The 23,355-nt window shown below is 41.0% G+C and carries 28 protein-coding genes and 1 pseudogene; 18 read left to right on the plus strand and 11 right to left on the minus strand.

Annotated elements, in window-relative coordinates:
- Window positions 1–97: 97 nt before the first annotated feature.
- Window positions 98–739, minus strand: coding sequence for an acyltransferase family protein (locus tag H6F44_RS04215; RefSeq protein ID WP_190349707.1), 642 nt, complete (start codon window positions 737–739; stop codon window positions 98–100).
- 274 nt (window positions 740–1,013) lie between these two features.
- On the opposite strand from H6F44_RS04215, the gene H6F44_RS04220 reads away from it, so the two are divergent.
- On the plus strand, window positions 1,014–2,201 hold the full coding sequence (locus tag H6F44_RS04220) for a lipid-A-disaccharide synthase-related protein (RefSeq protein WP_190349708.1): 1,188 nt from the start codon (window positions 1,014–1,016) through the stop codon (window positions 2,199–2,201).
- Window positions 2,202–2,510: 309 nt separating this feature from the next.
- Here H6F44_RS04220 and H6F44_RS04225 read toward each other — a convergent pair whose 3' ends face one another.
- A complete protein-coding gene (locus H6F44_RS04225) occupies window positions 2,511–2,810 on the minus strand; it encodes a hypothetical protein (RefSeq protein WP_190349709.1) in 300 nt (99 codons plus the stop codon).
- Between the two features lie 64 nt (window positions 2,811–2,874).
- Between H6F44_RS04225 and H6F44_RS04230 the strand changes: the two genes are divergently transcribed.
- The gene (locus H6F44_RS04230; RefSeq protein WP_190349710.1) at window positions 2,875–3,018 is read left to right on the plus strand and encodes a hypothetical protein; all 144 of its coding nucleotides are present in this window, start codon (window positions 2,875–2,877) and stop codon (window positions 3,016–3,018) included.
- A 27-nt stretch (window positions 3,019–3,045) separates the two neighbouring features.
- Here H6F44_RS04230 and H6F44_RS04235 read toward each other — a convergent pair whose 3' ends face one another.
- A complete protein-coding gene (locus H6F44_RS04235) occupies window positions 3,046–3,465 on the minus strand; it encodes a putative toxin-antitoxin system toxin component, PIN family (protein WP_190349711.1) in 420 nt (139 codons plus the stop codon).
- Window positions 3,455–3,673 carry a type II toxin-antitoxin system VapB15 family antitoxin gene (gene vap15, locus H6F44_RS04240; RefSeq protein ID WP_190349712.1) on the minus strand — a complete coding sequence of 73 codons (219 nt, stop codon included), beginning with the start codon at window positions 3,671–3,673 and terminating at the stop codon, window positions 3,455–3,457. Before vap15 ends, H6F44_RS04235 begins: the two co-directional genes overlap by 11 nt.
- A gap of 92 nt (window positions 3,674–3,765) precedes the next feature.
- On the opposite strand from vap15, the pseudogene H6F44_RS23910 reads away from it, so the two are divergent.
- Window positions 3,766–3,870 (plus strand): annotated as a pseudogene (locus H6F44_RS23910) (helix-turn-helix domain-containing protein); the annotation flags it as partial.
- A gap of 18 nt (window positions 3,871–3,888) precedes the next feature.
- On the opposite strand, the gene H6F44_RS04245 reads toward H6F44_RS23910, so the two are convergent.
- The 4 genes from H6F44_RS04245 to H6F44_RS04260 all read right to left on the minus strand — a co-directional run bounded on the left by H6F44_RS04245 (window position 3,889) and on the right by H6F44_RS04260 (window position 5,596).
- Window positions 3,889–4,287, minus strand: coding sequence for a toxin-antitoxin system TumE family protein (locus tag H6F44_RS04245; RefSeq protein WP_190349713.1), 399 nt, complete (start codon window positions 4,285–4,287; stop codon window positions 3,889–3,891).
- Window positions 4,277–4,597, minus strand: a complete 321-nt coding sequence (locus H6F44_RS04250; protein ID WP_190349714.1) for a hypothetical protein — start codon at window positions 4,595–4,597, stop codon at window positions 4,277–4,279. The genes H6F44_RS04245 and H6F44_RS04250 overlap by 11 nt, the downstream gene beginning before the upstream one ends.
- A gap of 196 nt (window positions 4,598–4,793) precedes the next feature.
- A complete protein-coding gene (locus H6F44_RS04255) occupies window positions 4,794–5,246 on the minus strand; it encodes a PIN domain-containing protein (RefSeq protein ID WP_190349715.1) in 453 nt (150 codons plus the stop codon).
- Window positions 5,243–5,596, minus strand: coding sequence for a hypothetical protein (locus H6F44_RS04260; RefSeq protein ID WP_190349716.1), 354 nt, complete (start codon window positions 5,594–5,596; stop codon window positions 5,243–5,245). The genes H6F44_RS04255 and H6F44_RS04260 overlap by 4 nt, the downstream gene beginning before the upstream one ends.
- Before the next feature lie 131 nt (window positions 5,597–5,727).
- On the opposite strand from H6F44_RS04260, the gene H6F44_RS04265 reads away from it, so the two are divergent.
- The 5 genes from H6F44_RS04265 (at window position 5,728) to H6F44_RS04285 (ending at window position 9,891) form a co-directional block, all read left to right on the plus strand.
- Window positions 5,728–6,120, plus strand: coding sequence for a type II toxin-antitoxin system RelE/ParE family toxin (locus H6F44_RS04265; RefSeq protein ID WP_190349807.1), 393 nt, complete (start codon window positions 5,728–5,730; stop codon window positions 6,118–6,120).
- The gene (locus H6F44_RS04270; protein WP_190349717.1) at window positions 6,113–6,412 is read left to right on the plus strand and encodes a helix-turn-helix domain-containing protein; all 300 of its coding nucleotides are present in this window, start codon (window positions 6,113–6,115) and stop codon (window positions 6,410–6,412) included. The genes H6F44_RS04265 and H6F44_RS04270 overlap by 8 nt, the downstream gene beginning before the upstream one ends.
- A 176-nt stretch (window positions 6,413–6,588) precedes the next feature.
- Window positions 6,589–9,186: a DEAD/DEAH box helicase family protein gene (locus H6F44_RS04275; RefSeq protein ID WP_190349718.1), complete on the plus strand. Its 2,598-nt coding sequence runs from the start codon at window positions 6,589–6,591 to the stop codon at window positions 9,184–9,186.
- 16 nt (window positions 9,187–9,202) lie between these two features.
- A complete protein-coding gene (locus tag H6F44_RS04280; RefSeq protein ID WP_190349719.1) occupies window positions 9,203–9,457 on the plus strand; it encodes a hypothetical protein in 255 nt (84 codons plus the stop codon).
- Window positions 9,454–9,891, plus strand: a complete 438-nt coding sequence (locus tag H6F44_RS04285) for a PIN domain-containing protein (RefSeq protein WP_190349720.1) — start codon at window positions 9,454–9,456, stop codon at window positions 9,889–9,891. Before H6F44_RS04280 ends, H6F44_RS04285 begins: the two co-directional genes overlap by 4 nt.
- Here H6F44_RS04285 and H6F44_RS04290 read toward each other — a convergent pair.
- Window positions 9,888–10,106, minus strand: coding sequence for a hypothetical protein (locus tag H6F44_RS04290; protein ID WP_190349721.1), 219 nt, complete (start codon window positions 10,104–10,106; stop codon window positions 9,888–9,890). The two genes, H6F44_RS04285 and H6F44_RS04290, sit on opposite strands and share 4 nt — an antisense overlap.
- A gap of 174 nt (window positions 10,107–10,280) precedes the next feature.
- On the opposite strand from H6F44_RS04290, the gene H6F44_RS04295 reads away from it, so the two are divergent.
- The 6 genes from H6F44_RS04295 (at window position 10,281) to H6F44_RS04320 (ending at window position 15,043) form a co-directional block, all read left to right on the plus strand.
- Window positions 10,281–10,493 carry a hypothetical protein gene (locus tag H6F44_RS04295; protein ID WP_190349722.1) on the plus strand — a complete coding sequence of 71 codons (213 nt, stop codon included), beginning with the start codon at window positions 10,281–10,283 and terminating at the stop codon, window positions 10,491–10,493.
- Between the two features lie 6 nt (window positions 10,494–10,499).
- Entirely contained in the window at window positions 10,500–10,919 is a 420-nt protein-coding gene (locus H6F44_RS04300) for a type II toxin-antitoxin system VapC family toxin (RefSeq protein WP_190349723.1), read from the plus strand.
- Window positions 10,920–11,039: 120 nt separating this feature from the next.
- Complete coding sequence (locus H6F44_RS04305; RefSeq protein WP_190349724.1) at window positions 11,040–11,636, plus strand: Uma2 family endonuclease; 597 nt, start codon at window positions 11,040–11,042, stop codon at window positions 11,634–11,636.
- 107 nt (window positions 11,637–11,743) lie between these two features.
- Window positions 11,744–13,357, plus strand: a complete 1,614-nt coding sequence (locus H6F44_RS04310) for a SagB/ThcOx family dehydrogenase (RefSeq protein WP_190349725.1) — start codon at window positions 11,744–11,746, stop codon at window positions 13,355–13,357.
- Between the two features lie 52 nt (window positions 13,358–13,409).
- A complete protein-coding gene (locus H6F44_RS04315; RefSeq protein ID WP_190349726.1) occupies window positions 13,410–14,318 on the plus strand; it encodes a S66 peptidase family protein in 909 nt (302 codons plus the stop codon).
- A gap of 167 nt (window positions 14,319–14,485) precedes the next feature.
- Complete coding sequence (locus tag H6F44_RS04320) at window positions 14,486–15,043, plus strand: pentapeptide repeat-containing protein (RefSeq protein WP_242016436.1); 558 nt, start codon at window positions 14,486–14,488, stop codon at window positions 15,041–15,043.
- Here the strand turns inward: H6F44_RS04320 and H6F44_RS04325 are convergent.
- Window positions 15,040–15,594, minus strand: a complete 555-nt coding sequence (locus tag H6F44_RS04325) for a hypothetical protein (RefSeq protein WP_190349728.1) — start codon at window positions 15,592–15,594, stop codon at window positions 15,040–15,042. The two genes, H6F44_RS04320 and H6F44_RS04325, sit on opposite strands and share 4 nt — an antisense overlap.
- Window positions 15,595–15,857: 263 nt before the next feature.
- Between H6F44_RS04325 and H6F44_RS04330 the strand changes: the two genes are divergently transcribed.
- Window positions 15,858–16,646, plus strand: coding sequence for a Uma2 family endonuclease (locus tag H6F44_RS04330; RefSeq protein WP_190349729.1), 789 nt, complete (start codon window positions 15,858–15,860; stop codon window positions 16,644–16,646).
- A 19-nt stretch (window positions 16,647–16,665) separates the two neighbouring features.
- Here H6F44_RS04330 and H6F44_RS04335 read toward each other — a convergent pair whose 3' ends face one another.
- The gene (locus H6F44_RS04335; RefSeq protein ID WP_190349730.1) at window positions 16,666–17,880 is read right to left on the minus strand and encodes a helix-turn-helix transcriptional regulator; all 1,215 of its coding nucleotides are present in this window, start codon (window positions 17,878–17,880) and stop codon (window positions 16,666–16,668) included.
- A 218-nt stretch (window positions 17,881–18,098) separates the two neighbouring features.
- Here H6F44_RS04335 and H6F44_RS04340 point away from each other — a divergent pair, with 218 nt between their 5' ends.
- From H6F44_RS04340 to H6F44_RS23915, 3 genes are all read left to right on the plus strand, one after another.
- Complete coding sequence (locus H6F44_RS04340; RefSeq protein WP_190349731.1) at window positions 18,099–22,208, plus strand: UvrD-helicase domain-containing protein; 4,110 nt, start codon at window positions 18,099–18,101, stop codon at window positions 22,206–22,208.
- Window positions 22,209–22,296: 88 nt separating this feature from the next.
- Window positions 22,297–23,085, plus strand: a complete 789-nt coding sequence (locus H6F44_RS04345) for a Uma2 family endonuclease (RefSeq protein ID WP_190349732.1) — start codon at window positions 22,297–22,299, stop codon at window positions 23,083–23,085.
- A complete protein-coding gene (locus tag H6F44_RS23915; protein ID WP_190349733.1) occupies window positions 23,082–23,324 on the plus strand; it encodes a formylglycine-generating enzyme family protein in 243 nt (80 codons plus the stop codon). The genes H6F44_RS04345 and H6F44_RS23915 overlap by 4 nt, the downstream gene beginning before the upstream one ends.
- Window positions 23,325–23,355 lie beyond the last annotated feature (31 nt).

The following is a 23,355-nucleotide window of genomic DNA, read 5'->3' on the forward strand; positions in this document are numbered from 1 at the left end:
CTAGATAGGTCATACTTACTATGACTTGACCTATCTTTTTTATCTTAAATCCTCAAATCCCCATCTACTCATACTTCCCATATCTTTTGTCGCCCCGTCAGGTTAAACCTATAAAGTTAATAACGATTACAAAGGCTGCTGCGTAAATTATACGAGTAATTGTCAAACCTTTTTTTACAATCATCAAAAACATTAAAGGGAATAATATATAGTACCAAAATTCATAACTTAAGCTCCACAATGGAGTATTGCTGCCCAAAGGTGATACTTTAAAAGATTGTAAAAATCCTAGGTTTCCTAAAAAATGTACTAAATCTAAACGCTCAATCACAGGATGACTAACAACAGTCTGACTTAAAGTCACTCCATCATATACATTCGCTGTCCCCAATAGTTTTATCCCTAACCAATCCCATCCAAATCCTAAAATTAATGCTGGTACTAGAGCAATATATAACCTTGATAGTCTTGCAATCAGGTAATTTGCCCATGACCACTTACCTTCATCATTTTGTTTGATCACACTAGAAGAAATAAACAACCCACTCATCACAAAAAATATAACTACAGATTGATGTCCAAAGCGACTAAAATAGTAAATAGCTTGAACAAGTAAGTTCTTGGATTGAACTATTGGATAGTCGACGAAAAATAAATTTTTTAGATGATGTAGGCAAACTTGCCAAGCTGCTACAGTTCTCAATAGATCCAAATGTGCTGAGCCAACGGTATTTTTCATGGGATGCACCAGCTTTAATAAGCATTGATTTTAACAATACTGCGGACAAATTGGCTCTTCTAGGTTTAGAGAGTATTTTTGAAAAGTTTTGTCTTTCGCTAAAAACACTATCTGCTCCCCTCACCCCGCCCCTTACGAAAGGGGGGAAAGATTTAAGCTACTGTGTACACACAAATATCTCTGGCTACGTTTTAAGGTTTAGATCCCGCTAAATTCTCTGGTTTTCGGTTTTAATTAAGCTGAGCTACTTACTTAAAACATTAACTGCATAATCATGACGCAAAAAAAGAGAGTTGTATTTATTAGCAATGGTCATGGGGAAGACCTCAATGCTTGCGAAGTATTGAAGGCAATGCGGCAGAAATATCCGCACCTTGAGGCGATCGCTTTGCCATTGGTGGGGGAAGGGAATGCCTATCTTCGTGCAGGGGTAGAGATTGTTACGCCCACTAAAGCTTTGCCATCGGGGGGCTTTGCTTATTTGAGCTTATGGAAACAAATTCAAGATTTTCAATCGGGGCTAATCGCTCTCACTTGGCAACAAATTCAAGCTGCCCGTCAATGTGGAAAAACCTGTGATTTTGCCTTTGCCACAGGGGATGTTTTACCCGCAATTTTCGCCTATTTGACGGGACTACCCTATGCCATGTTTTTAGTATCTTCCTCGGCATTTTATGAAAATCGCTACATTCCCCGTTGGGAACAGGCATTAATGATGCGATCGCCCCGTTGCCAAAAAATCCTCACCCGTGATGCCTATAGCGCCGAATTAATCAAACAAAGGGGCTACCGCAATGTCAGTTTTGCAGGCTATCCGATTATGGATGTGCTGGAGCCAACGGGCAGAGATTTACATTTAATTGCTGATGTGCCAGCGATCGCCCTATTAACAGGTAGCCGTTTACCCGAAGCGGCAGCCAATTTATTATTGCAAATACGCCTCTGTGAACAGATCGCCCTAGTCATGCAACCTGTACAGTTTCGCGCCGCTCTTGTGCCAAGCATGATGCCCCTATTGCCAGAAATCGCCGCCCAAGCGGGTTGGCAATATGATACTGGCAAGCTCTATCAGCCCGAACTAGGTTTAAGCATTCTCTGTTTTAGTGATGCCTTTGCAGATATTCTGCACCAATGTAATTTGGCGATCGGCATGGCAGGCACAGCCGTCGAGCAAGCGGTGGGACTAGGCAAACCCGTAATTCAAATTATTGGCAATGGTCCCCAGTTTAACTATCGCTTTGCCAATGCTCAAGAACGGTTATTGGGCTTATCTGTTAGAACTATTGGTCAAGAACCTGCCAATTTAGAAACCTTACAAAATGCAGCAAAATGTATCAATCAAACCTTAGGCGATCGCGAATATTTAGAACAATGCAAAATTAACGGCTTAGAAAGGGTCGGCGCTAAGGGCGGCTCTGAAAGATTAGCCGATGCGATCGCTGAGATATTACTTCTGATCTAACTTGTCACCTACGGCAGGCTTCAGTTCAGTACAGCAGGGCAACCACGGGGGGATTGCCCCTACCTGAATAATTTAAATTTTTTGTAGGGGCTATGCCACCGTGCCAACCCTAATCTTCCACATATTACAGATTGAATAGTACCGAAGAATTTGTGATTTAAATTCTTTCAATACTGTAGAATGCAGTTTTTTGTCCGCTATCTCTTGCAGCGCTATCTATTCTAAAAGTGCCGAGAAACTGCAAAAACTAAGGATTGAGAATAGTTAAATACTGACATTTTGACTGATGCTTTGTAAGCTTAAGAGAATCTATAAATCTTGAGTAATATTTTCCTTTCTTGCATAATTGCTGTTGTGTTCCTTGATTAGCTCTAATGAGTACTCAGGTTTATTTTCTCCATAGCATTGTTCTAAATTCTGTAAAGAGAAGGATTCCAGATTATCTTCTTGTTGAGATAGATTGCTATCAATGTTGATGGAATTAATGATTTGTTGCCAAAGTTCAACGGGGACAATTACATCGATTGTTTTGCCTTCGATGTTGGTGACGTAGCGGATACGGTTATCTGTTAGTGCGTTTGGTGTTGCGTTTGGTGTTGCGATCGCCATGATGATCATCCTCTTATCGTAGTTATATTTTATATCGCCTCTCATCAAGCCCAAACAAAACCCCATGATCGCGTTGGCACTAAACAATCGGCGATCGCTCTTGCTTGAGGATGCTGATTATGATGGGCGATCGATGTCAATGTTACAGGAAAATGCGGTTGCTCTCAATCAGAAGGTTGAGATTAAGTTTTCAGCGATCGCGTATTAAGACGAGTTTGGTGTTCCTTCTTAATAGTTATTTTAAAATCAGATTCTGAAAATGTTGATACGAAATAATTTCTACACCTTGAAAAGGGTTTAATATCAACAAATCTACATCACCTGTGACTAGGTAATTTGCATGACCTGATACGGCTAAATCCAAGAGAAAATTATCTTTTGCGTCTCGACAATCTTCAAAATGGTGAGTAATTTCGATCAATTCAACTTTTTCATAGAGAAGTGTCACTAAATCTTCAATGGCGGTTTCTGAAAAGTATTTTTTAAATTTTGGACGTTTCAAAACTTTAATTAATTCGCCAAATAGGTCATTGCTAAATAGAACGATTACTTGATCGCTAATGATGGCTTGGCTAAGACCTGTAAGTGATTTGCCAATGAGAAAGCTAATCCAAATATTCGTGTCGATAACAAGGCGAAGTGGATTACCTTGCATGATAATTTGCTTGCCTTACGGCTTCAACTTCTTGAGTAATATCTTCTAAACTTAGCTCGTCAGTTTGTACTGAACTTAAAAATTTATTGAATCTCACTGAAAATGTGTCTTTTTCTAGCAACTGCAATAATTCCAGCTTTTCTTGTAGATTGCATTGCGAGATTACTGTTTTAAGTTGGGAAAAGTCTATGGAGATGGACACATTCATTTTTGCCGTCCTACAAAAAATCATTAGCATTTGAATACTGCTAACATTGTACAGCGATCGCTCTAGTACTAAACAATCGGCGATCGCTCTTGCTTGAGGATGCTGATTATGATGGGCATTCGCTGTCTATGTTACAGAAAAATGCGGTTGCTCTCAATCAGAAGGTTGAGATTAAGTTTAGCGCGATCGCGTCTTGAGACGAGTTTGGTGTCATCCTACCCCCCATATTTTTGCTTTATAATCTGTTCAATTTCTTGACAGATTTCTTCTAGCAATGGTGCATCTGACGCAACGATATTGTTCTCCTGTTGTTGATGTTTGTGATGTGGGAATGTTGATATATTTAGCTTTTGGTGATGGGGTGCGTTGTCATAACGAAAGATTAGCTGATCATCTTGATCCATGTATTGATAGGAATATTTACCTCTGTCGATTGATAACTCTACATCGACAAATTCTCGGATATGCAGGATAGTTCCATCTTGGAAATATGCGATACCTCTAATAAATCCAATGTAATCGGCTCTTGCTTCTGTTTCAAGCTCGAATTTCTGCACAATTTCTAAACTGTTCAGAAAATTTCTAATTCTGGCAAAATATTCTTCAATCAACAAATTCAATCTCCTTGACAATTGCAATTTTCTGTTGCAATTTCTCTAGCATCCATGCTTCGCCTAGCCATTCGTCAAAGTCAAAGCTATGCTGTAGCTGATCGCTGGTAAAGAGATTGATAAATGTTTCAGTTGACCATTGATATTTTGCTTCAAATTGTTCTAGTCGTGTTTGAGTTTTTTGTAGCCCTAATTCAAGAGTTTGCAACCTTTTCGCAAAGTCACTTTGAATCATCTCTCTGATCGATGCTGGATGATTTGATCGCAGTTTGATGATGTTTGTAATTTTGGCGTTTATAGACTGTGCTGTCATTCCCATTCCTCCTTTAATCAATAGAATTCACCTTTTTATCACTGCTATTATTATACAGCGATCGCCTAAATCATCAGTATCTAAGCGCGATCGCCTCTCATCAAACCCAAACAAACTCCAATGATCGCATTCTAAACAATCGGCGATCGCCCTTGTTTGAAGATGCTAGTAATAAACCTACATCTATTTCCAGAACTTAGGCGATCGCTTGCCAGTATTTAGCGTTAACAAATCTTTCCAAATGTCCCACGTTTGTTGTGGCGACTACGACAATGCGATCGCCCTGTGACTCGGCAATTAGTGATGCTTGTGCGGCAAGGATGACATCGCCATCTAGTGCCTCTGGACTGGCTGTTGGTTTACCTGTTTGTCTCGCTTCTGCCCAAAATTCAGCAGCTTTTTGCATCGTTGCTGTGGTCAGGGGTAAATACTCCAAGCGATTTTTTAGCTGATCTAAACGCCTGATACCCGCTAGTTTATTGGCTCTTAGTAATTCACGCCTAACTTCGTAGTCGGTAATTTCAGGAACAATTAATCTATAACCCTTGGCAACTAATCTCTCTGACCAATAGCGGCATTCTAGGGTAGCGGGAGTGGAGTTGGGGTTTGATAGGATGCCGAGTGGGGCTGAGTCAAGTAAAACAATCATGCGGTGAGTGAGAGTGGGCGCTCAGTTATCAATTCTTCGCCTAAAGCCTGTTGCAGATATTCCCATGTCTCTCTCTGTTCATCAGCATCATCTCGGAGATCCCATTCATCGAAAAGATCGCTCAATGCTTTTGCTCTTGCTGCAATTTCTTCGGGTGTCCTTGTTGGCAATATGTAAACGCCTTCAGCATTAACGTAGGGCTGATTAGTAGGGATGGTTGGCTCTGGTTTGACTGCGGTAACAGATGAGTTTGGTTTGCCAAACCACTGCTGTAGCTGCGTAACTACTACTTCAGTAATCACTGCCTTGAGATCTTCTATGGTTAGATCTGTAATTCGTTTTTGGTTCATTTTGCACCTCCATAGGGATCTCAAGCGTTTGCTAGCTATATATTACACCATATATGGTTTTCGGCAAATTAAGGGTGATCAAATATAACAATATTGTGATTTAATATAGTAAAATTATCGTAGTGATGGGTGTGCCGAAAGCGCAGGTTATTTTCTATCAAGATGAAGGTGGTGCTGCTCCTGTTTTAGAGTGGTTGAAAGTCCTACTCAAGCAAGACCGCAAAGGTTATGCAAATTGTGTAGCTAGGATTCAGCAGCTTGCGAGTACAGGTTATGAACTACGCCGCCCCGCAGCAGATTATCTGCGTGATGGAATCTATGAACTTCGCGCTAAGCACATTCATGTTCAGTATCGCATCTTGTACTTTTTTGATGGTCAAAATATCGCAATTCTTGCTCATGCCATTACTAAAGATACTGATCAAGTGCCGATCGCTGATATTGATAGGGCGATTAGGCGTAAGCGTCTATTTGAGAAGAATCCAAGTATCCATACTTATGAAGAGGATTTAGATAATGGCTAAGACTAGTGATGCACTTAAAATCATTGATAGTTTGACTAGTGATGATTCTGAAATGGAGAATCTGATTAGGGAGGCTTCGCTGAATGCGATTGTGGCTCAACTTATCTATGAGGCGAGGACTGCTAGGGGTTTAACACAGAAACAACTTGCCGATCGCGTTGGTACTAAACAATCGGCGATCGCTAGGCTTGAGGATGCTGATTATGATGGACATTCGCTGTCAATGTTACAGAAAATTGCTGGCGCTCTCAATCAAAAGGTTGAGATTAAGTTTTCTGCGATCGCGTCTTGAGACGAGTTTGGTGTAGTCCATGTTTTTCAGCAAAATAAGGGCGATCGCTAGAACTTTGCAAGCTAATCTTAAATTTTGTGATGCAAGGCTTATGAATGAGCTATATTAAGCTTATGGAATTTGGATTAGCAAAAATCCATTTGTAAAAATGTTCTAGATACGATAGTCCTAAAAGTATGTACAAGTCGATTAACTTAGATGCACAGAGAAAGTTGCTCGTGAATTCTCCATTAAAAACTCCATTTGCTCATCAAACTGAAGCGTTTGCTGCACTTAATAAAGTTTTTCAAATTGGCAAAAAGAAATCAGCTAGTGGAATACTAGTACTTCCTACGGGTGCGGGTAAGACGTTTACCGCAGTTCGATGGTTATGTAATCATGTACTTTCTAAAAATATTAAAGTTCTCTGGTTAGCTCCTTCATATTATCTATTAGATCAAGCGGCAGCTACTTTTGAAGACAACATTAGAGAAATTCCAGATCGGCAAACAATAAATATTCGCTGTGTCTCTAGCAGTAAGTCCCACGCAAAAGCATCATCAATACAGTTGTCAGATGATGTGATCTTGATGACAACCCAGACGGCTATCATTAACCTACACAGTACAGCTAAAGACAAATATAATCAGACCATTACAACAGCATTAAGAAAGTTTATTGATGACAATCAAAATTCTGAGTTTTTCGTAGTAGTTGATGAAGCTCATCACACTCCTGCCTATGGTTTACGAAATCTTTTGATCGGCGAACAAGAATCTGCTTTGGGCTTGCGTAGCCTATTACCTAATTTGTATTTATTAGGACTGACTGCAACGCCGACATACACGGATAAAGCCAAGAAAGGCTGGCTCTCGAAAATATTTACTGATGGAAAACAGGGGGTTATTTATCAAGCTGACAAAGAAAAATTAATGATGCAAGGTATTTTGGCTAGACCAAATTATACTGAAATTCCCACTGGTACAGAAGTTGAATTAGATGACGCTTTGTATGAAGAATTAACTAATAAGCATAAAGATTTACCAGAGAAAATTATAGAAACTCTTGCAGAGAATCAGGATAGAAACAATGCAATCGTCAACACTTACATAGCAGATAAGAATCGATATGGTAAGACAATCATTTTCGCAGATCGCTGGTTTCAATGTGTTTATTTAAAAGATAAATTGCGAGAAAAAGGTATTAGGGTAGATGCAATCTATTCACAAATCGATGCCGACAAAGGTTCGGCTGAAGCAAGAAATAAGGTTACTCAAAGCGATAATCAAAGTATTCTGAGACAATTTACGACTGGATTAGATGAAAACAAAAATCATGCTCCTCTTGATGTTTTGATCAATGTAAGGATGTTAACGGAAGGTGCAGATGTGCCATCAGTGCAAACGGTATTTATCACGCGACAAACTACAAGCCAGATTTTGATGACCCAGATGATCGGTCGTGCTTTACGGGGCGAAAAAGCAGGAGGCAGCAGTGAAGCGAATATTGTTTTATTCTTTGATGATTGGAAGCGTTTAATTGATTGGGCTGATCCAGCCCATGAAGATGGTGGCACAAAAGAAACTCAAGTTCCTAAGAGAGAAAGATATCCTCTTGAATATATTGCGATTCATCTAGTAGAAGAGCTTTCAAAATCCTTTGAAAATGGCGGTGATTATGTAATGCCACCGTTTTCAAGAATTTTCCCTATTGGTTGGTACAAGACTGAAATCACCTATGCAGAAGATGATGAAAGTCAAGACACAATGGAAACTGTTACGGAATTTGTAATGGTTTACGAGCATACGCAAAAGCGATTTGAAGATTTTATTAAGTTTATTGACAAAGCTTATTTAAAGGATGAATGGACTAAAGAGCGTCTTGAGTATGCATGGATCGAATCTGAGATCGAATCTTGGATCAAAATTTACTTTGATCCTGATTCAGACAATATTGGTGAAAAATTGAGTTCTAGCGTAGCTAAAATTGTTCGTCATATTGCTCAAAATGAGTCTGTACCTCACTATTATCCCTTTGAAGATAGAGCATTATATGATGTAGATAAAATTGCTCAAAAAGTTATTGATTTAAAACTCTTTCATCATGCTCGGAATAAGTTTTTACAAGAAGAATTCACTAAACCTAATTCTTTATGGCAAACTTTCTACAAATCCTTTAGGAATTTTGAAACCGCAGTTCATGCTAGTGAAATGAAGATTATTAGCGATGATTCTAATATACCTATTGTTGACATTCCTGCACCAAAGCCTCAGCCTGTAATCCAAGAGCTAACCGAAAAAGAGAAAAAACAAGTTAAAGAACGTGATGGTAATGCCTGTTTATGCTGCGGAAATCGTAAAAAATTACAGATTGACCATGTTTTTCCATTTAGCTTGGGCGGAGAAACATCTATAGATAACTCACAAACATTATGTATGAAATGCAACGGTTTTAAGGGTAAGAATGAGATTGACTTTCGGACTAAAAAAACTCCTTTGAAAAGCCCTAAAGCATTTGATACATCTAATCTGAATAAACTTGTTTCAGCCGATAAAAATATTACGGAAAGTCTAACTAGAGTTATCAACTTTTTCTATAACTGTAGTGCCGTTTATAGAATCGTTCATTACAAGGCTAACAATGATAAATATTTAACTGTCTGGGAAATTCATTTGTTTTCTGGTAATGATCCTAAATGGTTAAGACAACATGAACCGCAAATTTTTAATTTCATTCATCATGAATTAGGATGCCCTTTAGTTACAGGCATCAAAGTAGTTACGCATAATTCTTAAAAAAGAGAAAATCAAAATGAAAACTGCTACCGCCCAAATTAACATTCCCTTTGATCTACTAGCCGAAGCCGTTACCACCCTCAATATTGAACACAAAATCAAACTATGGAAATTACTAGGTCAAGAAATCACCGAAACCCAAAGAGTTACCCGAAATAACATTGATACTAGCGCCATAGATTCTCTCGATCGCGTAGTTGAGAAAGTTCTATTAGAAACTGGTATGACAGAAGATGAATTAGTAGAAGCTTTTGTCAATCAGGAATCATGATGATATTGATTATTGACGCAAACATCCTAATAGCCGAATTGCTTCGTCAGCGCGGACGAGAGCTATTGCGTAACCAACAACTGTTGATATACGCAGCCGACAAGGTTATAGAAGAGACTAATTACGAAATCCAGAAGCGTATACGCCACATGATAACTACAGGTAAATTGAGTAAAGAAGCAGGCGCAGATTTAACGCAAGCAGCTTCTGAACCACTAGAAACTCGTATTATCACTGTTCCTCAAATCGAATATGGTTATTTAGAAATAGAAGCTAAAGAACGGATACCTAGAGATCCTGATGATTGGCATACCGTAGCTCTAACAATACATCTAGATGCAGCGATCTGGACACAAGACAATGATTTTCTTGGTTGTGGTTGTCCATGCTGGACGACTGACACGCTAATTTCACACCTAAAGCGAATGAGCTAATATTCACAATCACCATTAAACTCAGCATCTCTAAAATCAGCTTCAGTCGATTGTTGAGAACCTGAAAACATCCCAAACGACATAAACTGACTAGCGCGACTAACTGACTCAGGCTTAAAGAAAGTCACAAAAACTTGGTTCTCCGTAATATCTTGAGGAATTTCCGCTAACTCGATCTTGCCGTTCCGATATATTCCTTGAATTGTCTGTAACATAATCGTTTACGCTTGTTTAATTTGAGCGATCGCCAATCAATTGTAGCACCACAACATTTTAGCTAATAATGGTAGCGATTTGTGACGTTGCGGGATTAGAGGCGATCGCGTAAATTTACACTTGCAAGCATCTTGCTATAATAGCCACATCACCTTAACTCACCAAAAACTTCTATGCTCTCTCAACAGCTTGAAGACAAATCTCAACATCTAGAAACTAGAGTTGCCGCATTAGAAACAGAACTCGCACAAATGCGACAGATGCTATCTGTATTTGTTCAGAAAAAAACACCTTGGTGGTTAAAAGTCGCAGGTAGCTTTGAAAACGATCATACCTTTGACGAAGCAAATCGCCTCGGTCAAGAATGGCGCAAATCTGCTGAATAGAGCGTCATGTATATTTTTGACACTGATCATCTCAGCCTCATTCAGCGCAATGGACAAGAAGGCAAGCGAATCTTAGCCAAACTTGCAGAGATAGAAGATCCTGAAGTTGCTGTTACCGTCATTACCTACGAAGAGCAGATTAGAGGAAGACTTGCTTTTTTAGCTAAAGCAAAAACATTAGATGAACAAATCTTTGCCTATCAAGGATTACAGCAACTAGCAATCAATTACCAAGCGATCGCCATTGTCCCTTTTAGCCGTGCATCTGCCCTAGAACATCAACGCTTACGCAAAGCCTATCCCCGTCTAGGAAACATGGATCTCAAAATTGCCGCGATCGCCTTGACAAACAATGCAACTTTACTCACCCGTAACAAATCAGATTTTGGACAAATTGTAGAGTTGGCTATAGATGACTGGTCATAAATTACAGGACAGACCCTTACCCTAGAATGCACATGGCGATCGCAACTTAATCACATCCTACTCAAACCGAAAAAAGTCGAGTAAAATCATCATCAATTGGTCTAAGGAAAACTTACCATTATGATTGCAGCTAGAGACAACCTTCCTCAACTCACTCCCCAAGAATACTTTGCTTGGGAAGAAAAGCAATTACATAAACATGAATATATCGAAGGACAAGTCTATGCCATGAGTGGCGGTAGTGTTAATCATGCGCGGATTGCCATTCGATTTATTGCCATATTTGATTCTCACTTAGGTACTGGCAATTGTATCATCGGGAACTCAGATCTGCGGGTTAAAAGCGCAATATCTCAAAACTACACTTACCCCGATGTCAGCGTCACCTGTGACGATCGCGACAAAATTACCACCCAATATATTACCTACCCATCTCTCATTGTTGAAGTTCTATCGCCTAGTACTGAATCCTACGATCGCGGTGGTAAGTTTCGGCTATATCGGAACAACCCCGTATTAATAGATTACTTACTAGTTAGTTCCACTAGCATCGAAATCGACCTCTATCACAAAAAAGACAATGGCGAATGGATAATTATAAATTACCAAGAAGGTGACATGATCGAACTAAAGAGCATCAATCTCACCTTTGCGATCGCCCAAATTTATCGAGGACTAGTATTGACAAATGATCCCGAAATTAGCCAAGAGGGTTGAACATTGGCGAATCAAGATTATGGTGGAGAGTTAAGAGATAGTCTCGTCAGATTTATCGGGATCGCGCAAATCACTGTAGGATAGCTATTATCGCATCTGCCAAAATTATGTCCGAAGCCAAACAATCCCTTGCGGAATATTATCATGAACGCACCAAATACGATCCTGAAACCCTTGCTAGCAAAAGTCAAGGGCTAGATTGGAGCAAACAGCCCTTTCCCTATAAAGATTATAAAATTGGTACTGTCTATGACCTCAAACCTTACTTAACAGAAGAGCCGCAGTCCGATCACGATGGACTATTGGCAAATCGCTGGCGGCGGCTATCACGGCTATTATTCTGTAGTTATGGATTGACCGCGAGAGTGCCGACCATCTCTGGCGAAACCTTTTATTTGCGCTCTGCACCATCGGCAGGGGGGCTATACCCTGCGGAAATATATATTATTTCGGCGGGAACGCCTTTATTGTCCGCAGGAATTTATAACTATCAGGTGCGTACCCATAGCTTGGTGCATTTTTGGCAGGATGGCAATGTGTGGCAGGGGTTGCAAAAGGCTTGTTTTGGGCATCCCGCTTTACAAAATTCACGAATGGCGATCGCCATTACGGCCGTATTTTATCGATCGCAGTGGCGCTATCAGGATCGGGCTTATCGGCGGATTTTTTTGGATACGGGGCATCTTTTGGGCAACATTGAACTGGCAAGTGCGATTGAGGATTATCAATGTTCCTTATTAGGTGGCTTTATGGATGAGTCCATTAATGAACTTCTATTTTTGGATAGTCAAACAGAAGGAGCGATCGCTGTGCTGCCCTTAGTCGACCTGCAAGATGAAGAGCGCACTGGGCGTGGTCAGGAATCGCGACAACCCATGATGCGATCGCAAGATTTGAGTAAGGGATTGCTGAACGCATTGCCATCGGTGATCGTCACCGATTATCCGAAATTAGCAGATGGAGACTTGTTGAGCTGTTTACATCAGGCAACCCAGATCAAAGAAAAGCCTGAACTCAAGCAATCAGTAACATCTTCACAAACGAGCCTACAGACTCTAGAACCAGAATCTCCATCCATTGATTTTGACAAATATAACTTTCCATTCTGCACTAAGGTAAATACAACCACCCAAAGCATAGATTGGGGTGCAGATTTAGAGATTCTAGAGCATACGATTTTGCAACGTCGTTCCACCCGTCAATATACGGGAGCTAACTTAGAAATTGCAGAACTAAAAGCAATTCTCGACTTTACCTATCAGCCTCAAAAATATACAGATCAAGGCATGGATGGCAATCCTGACTATTTCGATCTCAGCTTGATTGAAACCTTTGTGGCAGTAACGCGAGTATCAGGCTTAGAATCAGGCTGTTACTATTACGCCCCCAAAGCGCAGGAGTTGCGACAAATTCGTTTCAAAAACTTCCGTGAAGAACTGCATTATCTTTGCCTAGGTCAAGAACTCGGACGCGATGCGGGAGCCGTGATTTTCCATACAGCAGATTTACAAAAGGCTGTTGCTAAATATGGCGATCGCGTTTATCGCTATCTACATATGGATGCAGGGCATTTAGGACAAAAGTTAAATCTCGCCGCCATCAGTTTAGGTGTGGGCGTGAGTGGTATAGCAGGCTTTTTTGATAATTTAGTTAACGAAGTACTAGGCATTCCCCACAACGAAGCGGTGCTGTATATCACAACGTTAGGAAGACCCAGATAATCAGACAGGCGGCGCTACGCGCCGCCTATCTTCACCATACACAAGATAAATTATGGAACCATTGCTATCGCCACCCATTATTAATCCTTCTCAAAAAATTAGCGTGATTGCGCCTAGTGGTGCATTGCGTGAGTGGGAACGCTTTGACAATGGCATTAAAATCTGGCGCGATCGCGGTTATGAACTAAATATCCCCTCAGAATTAAGTCAACCTTGGGGTTATTTAGCAGGAACCGATCAACAACGCTGCCAACAATTTATTGATGCTTGGAACGATCCTGAGACGGGGGCGATCGCATTTGCTAGGGGCGGCTACGGCTCAATGCGGCTATTGGAAAAGCTGGACTGGTCAAAATTAAACGATCGCCCCAAATGGTTAATTGGGTTTTCTGATATTACGGCTTTGCTATGGGCGATCGCCAAATATAAAAATATCATGGGACTCCATGCCCCCGTAATTACCACCCTTGCCCATGAACCTATGCGATCGCAACAGCAATTATTTGATGTACTGGAGGGCAAGTTAAATCAAAGCGAACTTGTCGGCGATCGCCTAGTTGCTGGCACAGCCCAAGGGGTGTTAATGCCTGCAAACCTCACCCTTGCTACAAATATGCTCGGTACGCCTCTTTGCCCAGAACTTGACAACGTGATTCTGGCGATCGAAGATGTGGCAGAACCGCCTTACAAGGTTGATCGAATGCTCACCCATTGGCGCTGGTCAGGGCATTTACAAAAATTAAAAGGCATAGCGATCGGGCGCTTCAGCCAAGCGGAAATATCAACGCCCAGCCTCACAATGCAGGAAGTATGGCGCGATCGCCTCAGCGATTTGGGTATTCCCGTGACCATGAATTTACCCTTCGGGCATGACGGCGAAAACTTGCCTTTGCCATTGGGCTGCTTGGCAACAATTAATGGAGATCGCGGCACACTCACATGGCAGCGTCAAAATTCTTGAGCAAATCATCGTAAATTCGATATGTCGCTTGAGATAGGGGCGTGAACTAGGGTAAACTGCCTTATACCAAATAAAAAAGCGGCGTTGCCATGAGCTTATTTGGTACATGGATTACTCTGAGACTGCAAAAAAACTGTTTAAGAATAATATTTTTAGGAGTAACTACCTTGGAAGTCGCTCAGTTATTAGATTTATATGCACAGGGACAGCGCAATTTCTCGAATGTGGATCTTAGTGATGCTCAGTTAAAAAGTGCCAACTTAATTGGGATCGATCTTAGAGGTGCAACCCTCAACAAAGCTGATTTAAGTAGTGCTAACTTAATCGATGCAAATCTAACTGGTGCAAATCTGATTGAAACAAGCTTGAGAGGCGCATTGCTCAGAGGCGCAAATTTTTCTGATGCTGATTTAAGCTGGGCAAATTTAACATGGGCAAACTCCTCTAACACCAAATTTATTCGTGCGAACTTGAGTGTGACTAACTTCAGTGGAGCAAATTTAATTGAGGCGGATTTTACAGCCGCGATTATGAAAGGCTCAAATCTACGTGGCACAAATCTGCGCGGCGCAATTATCCAAAATTTGCGAATCTGTGCCGACACTGAATTTACAGGGGTGCGTAATCTGGACGAACGTACACGTCTATACCTATGCTCGATTGCCATTGGCACACACCCATTCACCAAAAATGATAGTCGTCAAACCCTTGGCTGCCCGATCTAGGGTTTAGTCGAGATTTGCAACAGGTAAGGAAAAGCTGCATTTTCTTCGTAGGAGCCGATCCACACTTCGTAGGTTCCCTCTAGCCAGTCGCCACTAATTTCAGGGTTGCGATCGCTGACATCATCACTGCACCAACTCCCACCAGGACCGCGCACTAGCAAAACTGTATCACCAGAGCTTTTGACCCGCATTTGCAAAAATCGCAAAGGTTTGGTCAGGGTAATTTTATGATCGGGTTCACTATCAATAAACCCGATACATTCACCCGTTTCCGTAACCTTGCGCCCCGATTTCTTTTGGGTCTCGACCGTGCCGCCGCTAATACCACGCAGTTCGATCGCCTGTGGCACAGCGCTAGGGGCGATCGTCATGTCCTCAAACATTTTGACAACGCTTGTTTTTTTGCTGCTTGAGTTTATAACTGGTTGATTAGTAGGACGCGAGATTTCAACCGTTGGTGAAGGTTGCGATCTCAATGGTATAGGCACAGCGAATATGGCTGTAGTCATTGCTGTTATGGTAAATAGCGATCGCGCTGCAAATTTTCTCATGACACAAATATATTGGCTCTAAGATGTAGATTTTAGCGTACTTCTAATGACTCACGTAGTTCCAACAATAGCTTTTTGGTGACTGCGATAATTTTGCGAGTGAATTTTGATAGCGATGATAATCCGAGAGATGTTGTTTGAATAGAAGCGATCGCATACTTTCCTCATCAATTTTAACAGGTTACTGTTGCTCAGTGTGCGATCGCCTATTTCCCACAACGCCCCATGCTAAGATTAATCCAGCATATCTCTAGGGAGTTACTATGCAAATCACCGAAGCACCAATTAAAATCACTGGTTCCCCATCAGTACCCCTCACCCTCCCCGATCATAAGCAATTACCAGACTCAGACGGGACCTTTGTGAAAAACTTTCAGGAACATCCGCAAAGTATTGTTTTAACCAGTTCGATCGCCCCAGTTCTCGACAAATTACATCCCGATGGACGCTATTGCATTGGTCAAGATAGCGGTATCTATTGGCGCATGATGGAACCACCTGAAAAAGGAGCCGAAGCCCCCGATTGGTTCTATGTGCCGAACGTACCGCCGCTTCTTGATGGCGAATATCGCCGTTCCTATGTGCTGTGGAAAGAGTATGTCGCACCATTAATTGCCATTGAATTTGTGTCTGGCAATGGGAACGAAGAAAGAGATGCAACGCCACCCAGTGAGACTGACAAAGCAGGAAAGTTCTGGGTTTATGAACAGGCGATTCGGATTCCCTTCTATGTGATTTTTGATGGATTTAGGGACAGTCTTGAAGCATATCAATTGATTAATGGTCGCTATGCCCAGATGCAAACAAATGGTCGTGGTCATTATGCCATTCCGCCGATGGGTGTGGAACTTGGGCTGCTCTTAGAGAATGGCGTATCTTGGTTGCGCTGGTGGGATGAGTCAGGAAATTTATTGTTGACGGGTGATGAAAGGGCTGTGCGTGCTGAGGCGATCGCTGATCAACAAAAGGCGATCGCCGATCAAGAACGTCAACAAAAGGAAAAGTTAGCCAATTACTTAAGGGCGATCGGCATTGATCCTGATGCAATTTGATTTGGCTAGAAAACTTTGCTTAGTTGGTTGCTAAATTTTCAGTATTTTCCAAATATCTCGCCAATAGTTTCTGTGCAGCATCCCTATGGACTTGAACCAACTTACTAGGAGCCATAATCTGAGCATGGTTCATATGCCGAAATACCCAAAGACTAAATTCTTTAAAAGATCTTTCTGGTAGTTTTATAACATAATCAACATAAGTTGGCTGGCCTGTTTCTTTATCCTTAGATCCTTTAATGATTTTATGTCTAGTATGGCGGCGCTCTCCTTCCATAATAAAATCTGTTACTGGCGGAAAAAATCTTACCTTCACGGTTTCAAATATAGAATTACCTGCTAATTCTTGTTTTTGTTCTTCAACCCCTCCTAGATATAATCCCCAACCATGTTCACGCAGTTTATGAGCGTCCTGAAGTCTCTTGTGTTGTTCACTTATACTGCGACTTTTGGCACTTAAAACTTTACAATAATCTGTAAATCGATTAACTCTTCTAATAGCTAAGTGATTGCTGTCGCAATATTCATAAATAATATACCAGGCAATATCGTAATAAATTAATTGCAATGGGAAAACCTGTAAGTAGCCAATTCGACCAGTGCCATAGGAATCTTTAGTGCGATGTATTTCAATGGCTTGCCCATTCATAATTGCGGATTCCACTGCTTCTATTTTGTGAAAAAGATTGTTCTGATTCTCACCCAGTCTAATCATCTCTTCTGGATCTGTATGACCAACGGCACGATTGAGTGTTTGCCTAATTGGATAAAGAAATTTACCTTTGTTGTCTAAGTCTATGCCCTTTAATCTCTTGGTTACAGTTTCATAAATACGTCTAGATTGAGCATCTCCTTGGTATTTGGCTTGCGAAGATAACGCATTGAGAGCTAATTGGAGTTCGTCTAAGCTCATAACGCCTGTGCCTAGATAATAGCCCCAACGATACATTCGCTTATCTAAAATACCGCGTTGCCTTAAATATTCTAGATCCTTACGGATAGTTGGCAAGGCTGGATACCCTTCAGGTAAAGAGATGTGGTGCGACTTTGCTGTTTCCCAAAGTTTTGTTTGCACCTCTTTAATCGCATTATGATGTTCATCTTCCTTAGATTCAGATGAATCTGGGGCAGAGTATCCCACGCCTGGATTGTGGATGAGCGTAGCGATCAGCAAGATTAATCGATCAAATGCTTGGCGATCGCTATAGGGAAAGTTAGTATCTTTTTTGATCATAATGTGATGTCAAGCAAAAGAAAATATTATGCTTAAAGCATTTTAAGGCTATAAAGCTTTTTCAAGTTAGTTATTTCACATTCGTTAATTTATGTATTATATTTTCTTTTCGTGGAATATTAAAGTATTTATTGTTAATATTTAGTGATGCAAGTTGTTGACACCACTACTAACATAGTCATTAAATAGGAAATAACCAGAATCCAAGAGAAGAATTTATGTATATATATATCAGCCAAGAAGTTCTCAATAATGCAGATGCACAACTCCAAACTGCCATTGAGCGCTTACAGCGCAAAATTGAACAAGATGCTTCCCTATTTCCAATGATATTTGATTGCCTGTTTCCCTATTGGCGCACAAAACTAAGGCGAACTTGGCGACTCATCGCAACAGTCCAAATCATATCAGGAGAAGAAATACTATGTTTAACCCATCTTCTTCAAAGAAGTAGCCATGAATATAGACAATTTTTAGATGACTGCAAAGCATGGGGAGCGCAGAAGGTTCAAATCAATCAACATCAGCTTACTGAATGGTTGAGAGAAAGACAGTTACAAGAAGAACTAGAAAATGCTCCACAACCACAACCAAATGTTCCTGAAAATCTGATGCCTTGGCTAAACACTCCTAGCCTTCAGCAAAATGGGCATAGAGGCTGTGACATCTTTGAAAGCCGCCTATGGGTAGATAAGTGGACACAAAGAGATGAAAGCCAAATAACATCGAACTGGTTATCATTCCACAGAATTATTCTTCAGATTTTGGAGCCACAGCAAAACAGTGATTTACAATCAAACGAAACTACATTTGCAAACGTAAATAGATGTATAGACTTATCCACCGAATGCACAGTTCTTTACAGCGTTGTCAGTTCCTCAGACTATCCTCACCGCAGAATTATAGTTCTCCTAGATCTATTCCCTTCAATTCCGAGCTTTAGCGATATTGCCCAAGTTGGGAAATCTCTTAGGGTATTTGGTCAAAGTGTTCCTTGCAATATATTTGAAAGCTCAATTACCACTGATAGGCTAACTCGGATTGCCCGTCGCGCTTATCCAGATTATATTCTATGCGATGAGCAGATCTGGCATAGCTTAGAGATAGATTCAGATGTGAATCTTGCCCTTTCTGGGGAAGAAGAGACTTTGTTGCGTAATGTTAGATTGCCGATATTTATTAATGGTCGTGCGGGTAGTGGTAAGTCCACAATGCTGCATTATATGTTTGCCTATTATTGCGATCTGTATTTAAGAGAAAATAGAGATAATATCGATCAACCTACACAGATTTTTCCACTATTTTTAACATACAATCAAAGACTTGTCGATCGCGCTAGAAAAGTTGTTAAAAGCATTTTGACGAGCCACGCTCATTATATTGAGCAAAGTTATAATACTGAAGATCTAGAACCTCTAGAAAATTGTTTCCAATCATTTCAAGATTTTCTGTTAAGCAAGCTTCCCTTTGAAAACAGTTTTTTGCGAAGTAATCATATATCTTTTAACGAGTTCAAAGAAAGATTTGATAGATCATTCCCTAACGAACGTTATAGTGCTGAAATTGTATGGCATACGATTCGCACTTACATTAAAGGCTTTGACTTTTCTGAGGATAATACTGAATTTTTAACCTTTGCAGACTATAGGGATGAGATCTCTAATAGACATAAAAGCGTTAGTGACCAAGATTTTCAACAAATTATTAGATTTTGGCGCTGGTATCAAGATCTTCAAAATGAAGAAAATCTATGGGACGATCAAGATCTAGTTAGATTTATCTTGCAAAGTATCATCAATGGTGAACTGCAAATTAGTTCCTATGCTGCGATTTTTTGTGATGAGGCTCAAGACTTTACCCGTATTGAATTACAGTTGATCTTACGTCTATCGGCATGGTCGCAATATCGCCTCCGCCCTCCCGTTCATAGCTTGCCATTCGCATTTGCAGGCGATCCTATGCAAACAGTTAATCCCACTGGATTTCGTTGGAATAACCTCAGAGCTAACTTTTATGAGCGGATTCTTTTGCCTTTAGATCCCGATGGCAGTAAGGGAATCTGTAACCCTGAAAACGTGATGTTAAGAGAGTTGCAGCAAAACTATCGCTCAACTAGAGAAATCGTCTATTTCAGTAATATTGTTCACCTATGGCGAAAGGTTCTATTGAATTTGACGGATATCAATCCCCAAAATTCTTGGTGGGATGATCAGCAATCTGCGAGAGTGGGCAAAGGAGTTATTAGTCAGAACTTCACGGTGCAAGAGTTAGCCAAGCTTGCTAATCAAGGCATCATTTTTGTGCTGCCCTGTGATGAAGGTGGTGAAATGGCTTTTATTCGGGATACCCCGCAATTACTACAAGCATTTCCCTCTATAAATGAGCAAATATTGCCCCCGAATGTGTATAGTGCTGTTGCGGTTAAAGGTAGTGAGTTTCCTGTTGTAATTGCCTTGTTTTTTGGGGAGTATTTTGCTGAAGCTTTTGGAGAGAGAGATTTGGAGATAACTCCCCAAAATATTGAGCTTGAGTATTTTCTAAATAAGCTCTATGTGGCTATTAGTCGGGGTCAAGAATATTTGGCTGTGATTGATACCCAGAGGGGCGATCAACGGCTTTGGCAATTTGCTAATCAACAACAGGTAAGTAATTGGATAGGAAGATTACCAAATCAGAATGAGCATGAGCATTGGCGATCGCAGACAAGCTTTCTTGATGATCATGTGACACCTAATATGTCTAGAGGTGCTAATTCATTGGATTTAGCGAAAATATTCTTACAGGATGGACTAAATTACAACAAGTCGCAGTTTTTTAATAGTGCTGCCAGCTATTTTCAAAGGGCTGATAGACCCCTTGATGAAGAGTATTGTCAGACTTGGTTGGTGCGACTGCAAGGTAATTTGCGTGAGGCTGGACAACGCTTTATGAAATTACAGGATCGGCTCGAAAACGCGGGTAGCAGATTAGTTGAGCGATCGCTTGATCCAGTTCAAGATGCTTGGGAATGTTTTTGGGGTGGACAGCATTGGCAAGAAATTCTCGCATGGTGCGATCGCTGTCCTGAGAGGTTAGAAAATCGATGGCGCTTTGTGGCAGCCTTTATGGTTCAGACAAGTGACCAAGCCGAGGTTAAAAATCTCGCAGATATTACTTACTCATTTACCGATGCTCTAGTAACAATTGTGGATCAATGGCAAGCTGATACTAGTGATTTGAGAGAAGTAAATTGGCGGTCAGTCTTAATCCGTTATCATCAGATCGTCAATCAACTGCTCGATAGTTCAGATAATCTAAATATTGAGTCAATCTATTTGCAAACTTGGTCACAAATCTCTTTGAAGTTAGTGACAATAGGCTTTGATGTACAAAGTAACTTATTCCTTGCGGCAAGATGTGCGTATCAGTCAGAAAACTATCAAGAGGCAGTCAGTCTATGGGAACGATGCCCAGATGATAGTATCTATCGCAACCGTCAAGATTATGCTCTTGCTAAGTCAGAAATTACACCAGTCCCTGAAAAGTTTGATTGGCTTAATAGAGCGGGTAAGTCAGAGCAGATCGTGAATTTGTGGAAAGGTCAAAAGGAGCAATTTGATCGTACTTGGCAACCCTACACCTCTATCATCAGGCAAGCACTGGAAAAGCATGGCGAAAGCAAGGAATTGCTAGATCTAGATATCAAGCTAGGTCGATGGGTTGCAGCTATCCTATACTTCAACAATCGTGTGAAGGATCAAGATCCTAGCTTTGATGACTCTGCACGTTTTGAAGTCCTCAAAAAAATGTCTGAAGATAGGCGATTAACGTCACAGTCAATCGAGGAGGAATCTAGTAAGATATTTGAACAGGGCATACGCATCACTGAAAATGTCCAAAATGAGAGGGACTCTGTTAGACAGGGTAGAAGATTGCTCACTCAATTTATTAATGAAACAACGAGAACAAAAACATGGACAAAAGATTTAGCAAGCATAGAAACCGTAACTCAAGCCTTTAGAAATGTTGGTGAGTTTGTGCCTGAATTGCAATTTCATGAACAATTCAAAGGCGATCTCGATATGGAGATTTGTGAGTATGCCAAACGAGAATGGATTGAGATTAAGCGTAAGCAAGCTAATTTTTCAAGACAGGATGGCAAGATTGCTGATGCTGAAAGATATGGGAGAGAAGCAGATAATGCTGAGAAAACTTGGCAATGTGAAGTGAATTCACCGCCAGAAGATCCTACCGAAGAAATACGCAAAAGCTTAGGGACTTTGACTCAATCTGAATTAGAGTCTGTTAAGCATTACATCCGATTTTTAAAGTTTGAAAAATCCTTATAGATTGCCACTATTCATGATGGTTAATCCCTAAGCAGATTAATAGAAAATCCATGCTAAGATTAATCCAGCATATCTCTAGGGAGTTACTATGCAAATCACCGAAGCACCAATTAAAATCACTGGTTCCCCATCAGTACCCCTCACCCTCCCCGATCATAAGCAATTACCAGACTCAGACGGAACCTTTGTGAAAAACTTTCAGGAACATCCGCAAAGTATTGTTTTAACCAGTTCGATCGCCCCAGTTCTCGACAAATTACATCCCGATGGACGCTATTGCATTGGTCAAGATAGCGGTATCTATTGGCGCATGATGGAACCACCTGAAAAGGGAGCCGAAGCCCCCGATTGGTTTTATGTGCCGAACGTACCGCCGCTTCTTGATGGCGAATATCGCCGTTCCTATGTGCTGTGGAAAGAATATGTCGCACCATTAATTGCCATTGAATTCGTGTCTGGGAATGGAGCCGAAGAAAGAGATGCAACGCCGCCTAGTGAGACGGACAAAGCAGGAAAGTTCTGGGTTTACGAACAGGCGATTCGGATTCCCTTTTATGTGATTTTTGATGGATTTAGGGACAGCCTTGAGGCTTATCAGTTGATTAATGGTCGCTATACCAAAATGCAACCAAATGATCGCGGTCATTACGCCATTCCGCCGATGGGTGTGGAACTTGGGCTGCTCTTAGAGAATGGCGTATCTTGGTTGCGCTGGTGGGATGAGTCAGGAAATTTATTGTTAACGGGTGATGAAAGGGCTGTGCGTGCTGAGGCGATCGCTGATCAACAAAAGGCGATCGCCGATCAAGAACGTCAACAAAAGGAAAAATTAGCCAATTACTTAAGGGCGATCGGCGTTGATCCTGATACCATTTGATCCAGTCCTTAATCGGCGGCAGGTGCGCTGATTATTGGCATGACAGTTATGAAGGAGCGCCAACAGATACACAGACTTGGACAAAAGATGTTCAGAAGAATTATGAAGCACCCGAAATAAGTAAATCTATACGTGGTGGCTCATGGAACAGCGGCACGTACTCTTGTCGTTCGGCGAGTCGCGTTAGGTACGATTCAGATGATCTCAGCAGTGACCTCGGTTTTCGTGTGGTTATTTGAGTTCTTTCTTGCGTGAGGACTGCTTCTTTAC

It is taken from the genome of Pseudanabaena cinerea FACHB-1277, from assembly GCF_014696345.1.
GTDB classification, from domain to species: domain Bacteria; phylum Cyanobacteriota; class Cyanobacteriia; order Pseudanabaenales; family Pseudanabaenaceae; genus Pseudanabaena; species Pseudanabaena cinerea.

Excerpts from the sequence above, each read along its gene's own strand:
- H6F44_RS04300 (WP_190349723.1), top strand. The coding sequence starts at position 10,500 with ATGTATATTTTTGACACTGATCATCTCAGCCTCATTCAGCGCAATGGA.
- H6F44_RS04215 (WP_190349707.1), bottom strand. The coding sequence starts at position 739 with ATGAAAAATACCGTTGGCTCAGCACATTTGGATCTATTGAGAACTGTA.
- H6F44_RS04225 (WP_190349709.1), bottom strand. The coding sequence starts at position 2,810 with ATGGCGATCGCAACACCAAACGCAACACCAAACGCACTAACAGATAAC.
- vap15 (WP_190349712.1), bottom strand. The coding sequence starts at position 3,673 with ATGAATGTGTCCATCTCCATAGACTTTTCCCAACTTAAAACAGTAATC.
- H6F44_RS04325 (WP_190349728.1), bottom strand. The coding sequence starts at position 15,594 with ATGAGAAAATTTGCAGCGCGATCGCTATTTACCATAACAGCAATGACT.
- H6F44_RS04260 (WP_190349716.1), bottom strand. The coding sequence starts at position 5,596 with ATGAACCAAAAACGAATTACAGATCTAACCATAGAAGATCTCAAGGCA.
- H6F44_RS04250 (WP_190349714.1), bottom strand. The coding sequence starts at position 4,597 with ATGACAGCACAGTCTATAAACGCCAAAATTACAAACATCATCAAACTG.
- H6F44_RS04235 (WP_190349711.1), bottom strand. The coding sequence starts at position 3,465 with ATGCAAGGTAATCCACTTCGCCTTGTTATCGACACGAATATTTGGATT.
- H6F44_RS04315 (WP_190349726.1), top strand. The coding sequence starts at position 13,410 with ATGGAACCATTGCTATCGCCACCCATTATTAATCCTTCTCAAAAAATT.
- H6F44_RS04340 (WP_190349731.1), top strand. The coding sequence starts at position 18,099 with ATGTATATATATATCAGCCAAGAAGTTCTCAATAATGCAGATGCACAA.
- H6F44_RS04280 (WP_190349719.1), top strand. The coding sequence starts at position 9,203 with ATGAAAACTGCTACCGCCCAAATTAACATTCCCTTTGATCTACTAGCC.
- H6F44_RS04330 (WP_190349729.1), top strand. The coding sequence starts at position 15,858 with ATGCAAATCACCGAAGCACCAATTAAAATCACTGGTTCCCCATCAGTA.
- H6F44_RS04305 (WP_190349724.1), top strand. The coding sequence starts at position 11,040 with ATGATTGCAGCTAGAGACAACCTTCCTCAACTCACTCCCCAAGAATAC.
- H6F44_RS04230 (WP_190349710.1), top strand. The coding sequence starts at position 2,875 with ATGATCGCGTTGGCACTAAACAATCGGCGATCGCTCTTGCTTGAGGAT.
- H6F44_RS04270 (WP_190349717.1), top strand. The coding sequence starts at position 6,113 with ATGGCTAAGACTAGTGATGCACTTAAAATCATTGATAGTTTGACTAGT.
- H6F44_RS04310 (WP_190349725.1), top strand. The coding sequence starts at position 11,744 with ATGTCCGAAGCCAAACAATCCCTTGCGGAATATTATCATGAACGCACC.
- H6F44_RS04335 (WP_190349730.1), bottom strand. The coding sequence starts at position 17,880 with ATGATCAAAAAAGATACTAACTTTCCCTATAGCGATCGCCAAGCATTT.
- H6F44_RS04255 (WP_190349715.1), bottom strand. The coding sequence starts at position 5,246 with ATGATTGTTTTACTTGACTCAGCCCCACTCGGCATCCTATCAAACCCC.
- H6F44_RS04275 (WP_190349718.1), top strand. The coding sequence starts at position 6,589 with ATGTACAAGTCGATTAACTTAGATGCACAGAGAAAGTTGCTCGTGAAT.
- H6F44_RS04345 (WP_190349732.1), top strand. The coding sequence starts at position 22,297 with ATGCAAATCACCGAAGCACCAATTAAAATCACTGGTTCCCCATCAGTA.
- H6F44_RS04220 (WP_190349708.1), top strand. The coding sequence starts at position 1,014 with ATGACGCAAAAAAAGAGAGTTGTATTTATTAGCAATGGTCATGGGGAA.
- H6F44_RS04290 (WP_190349721.1), bottom strand. The coding sequence starts at position 10,106 with ATGTTACAGACAATTCAAGGAATATATCGGAACGGCAAGATCGAGTTA.
- H6F44_RS04285 (WP_190349720.1), top strand. The coding sequence starts at position 9,454 with ATGATGATATTGATTATTGACGCAAACATCCTAATAGCCGAATTGCTT.
- H6F44_RS04295 (WP_190349722.1), top strand. The coding sequence starts at position 10,281 with ATGCTCTCTCAACAGCTTGAAGACAAATCTCAACATCTAGAAACTAGA.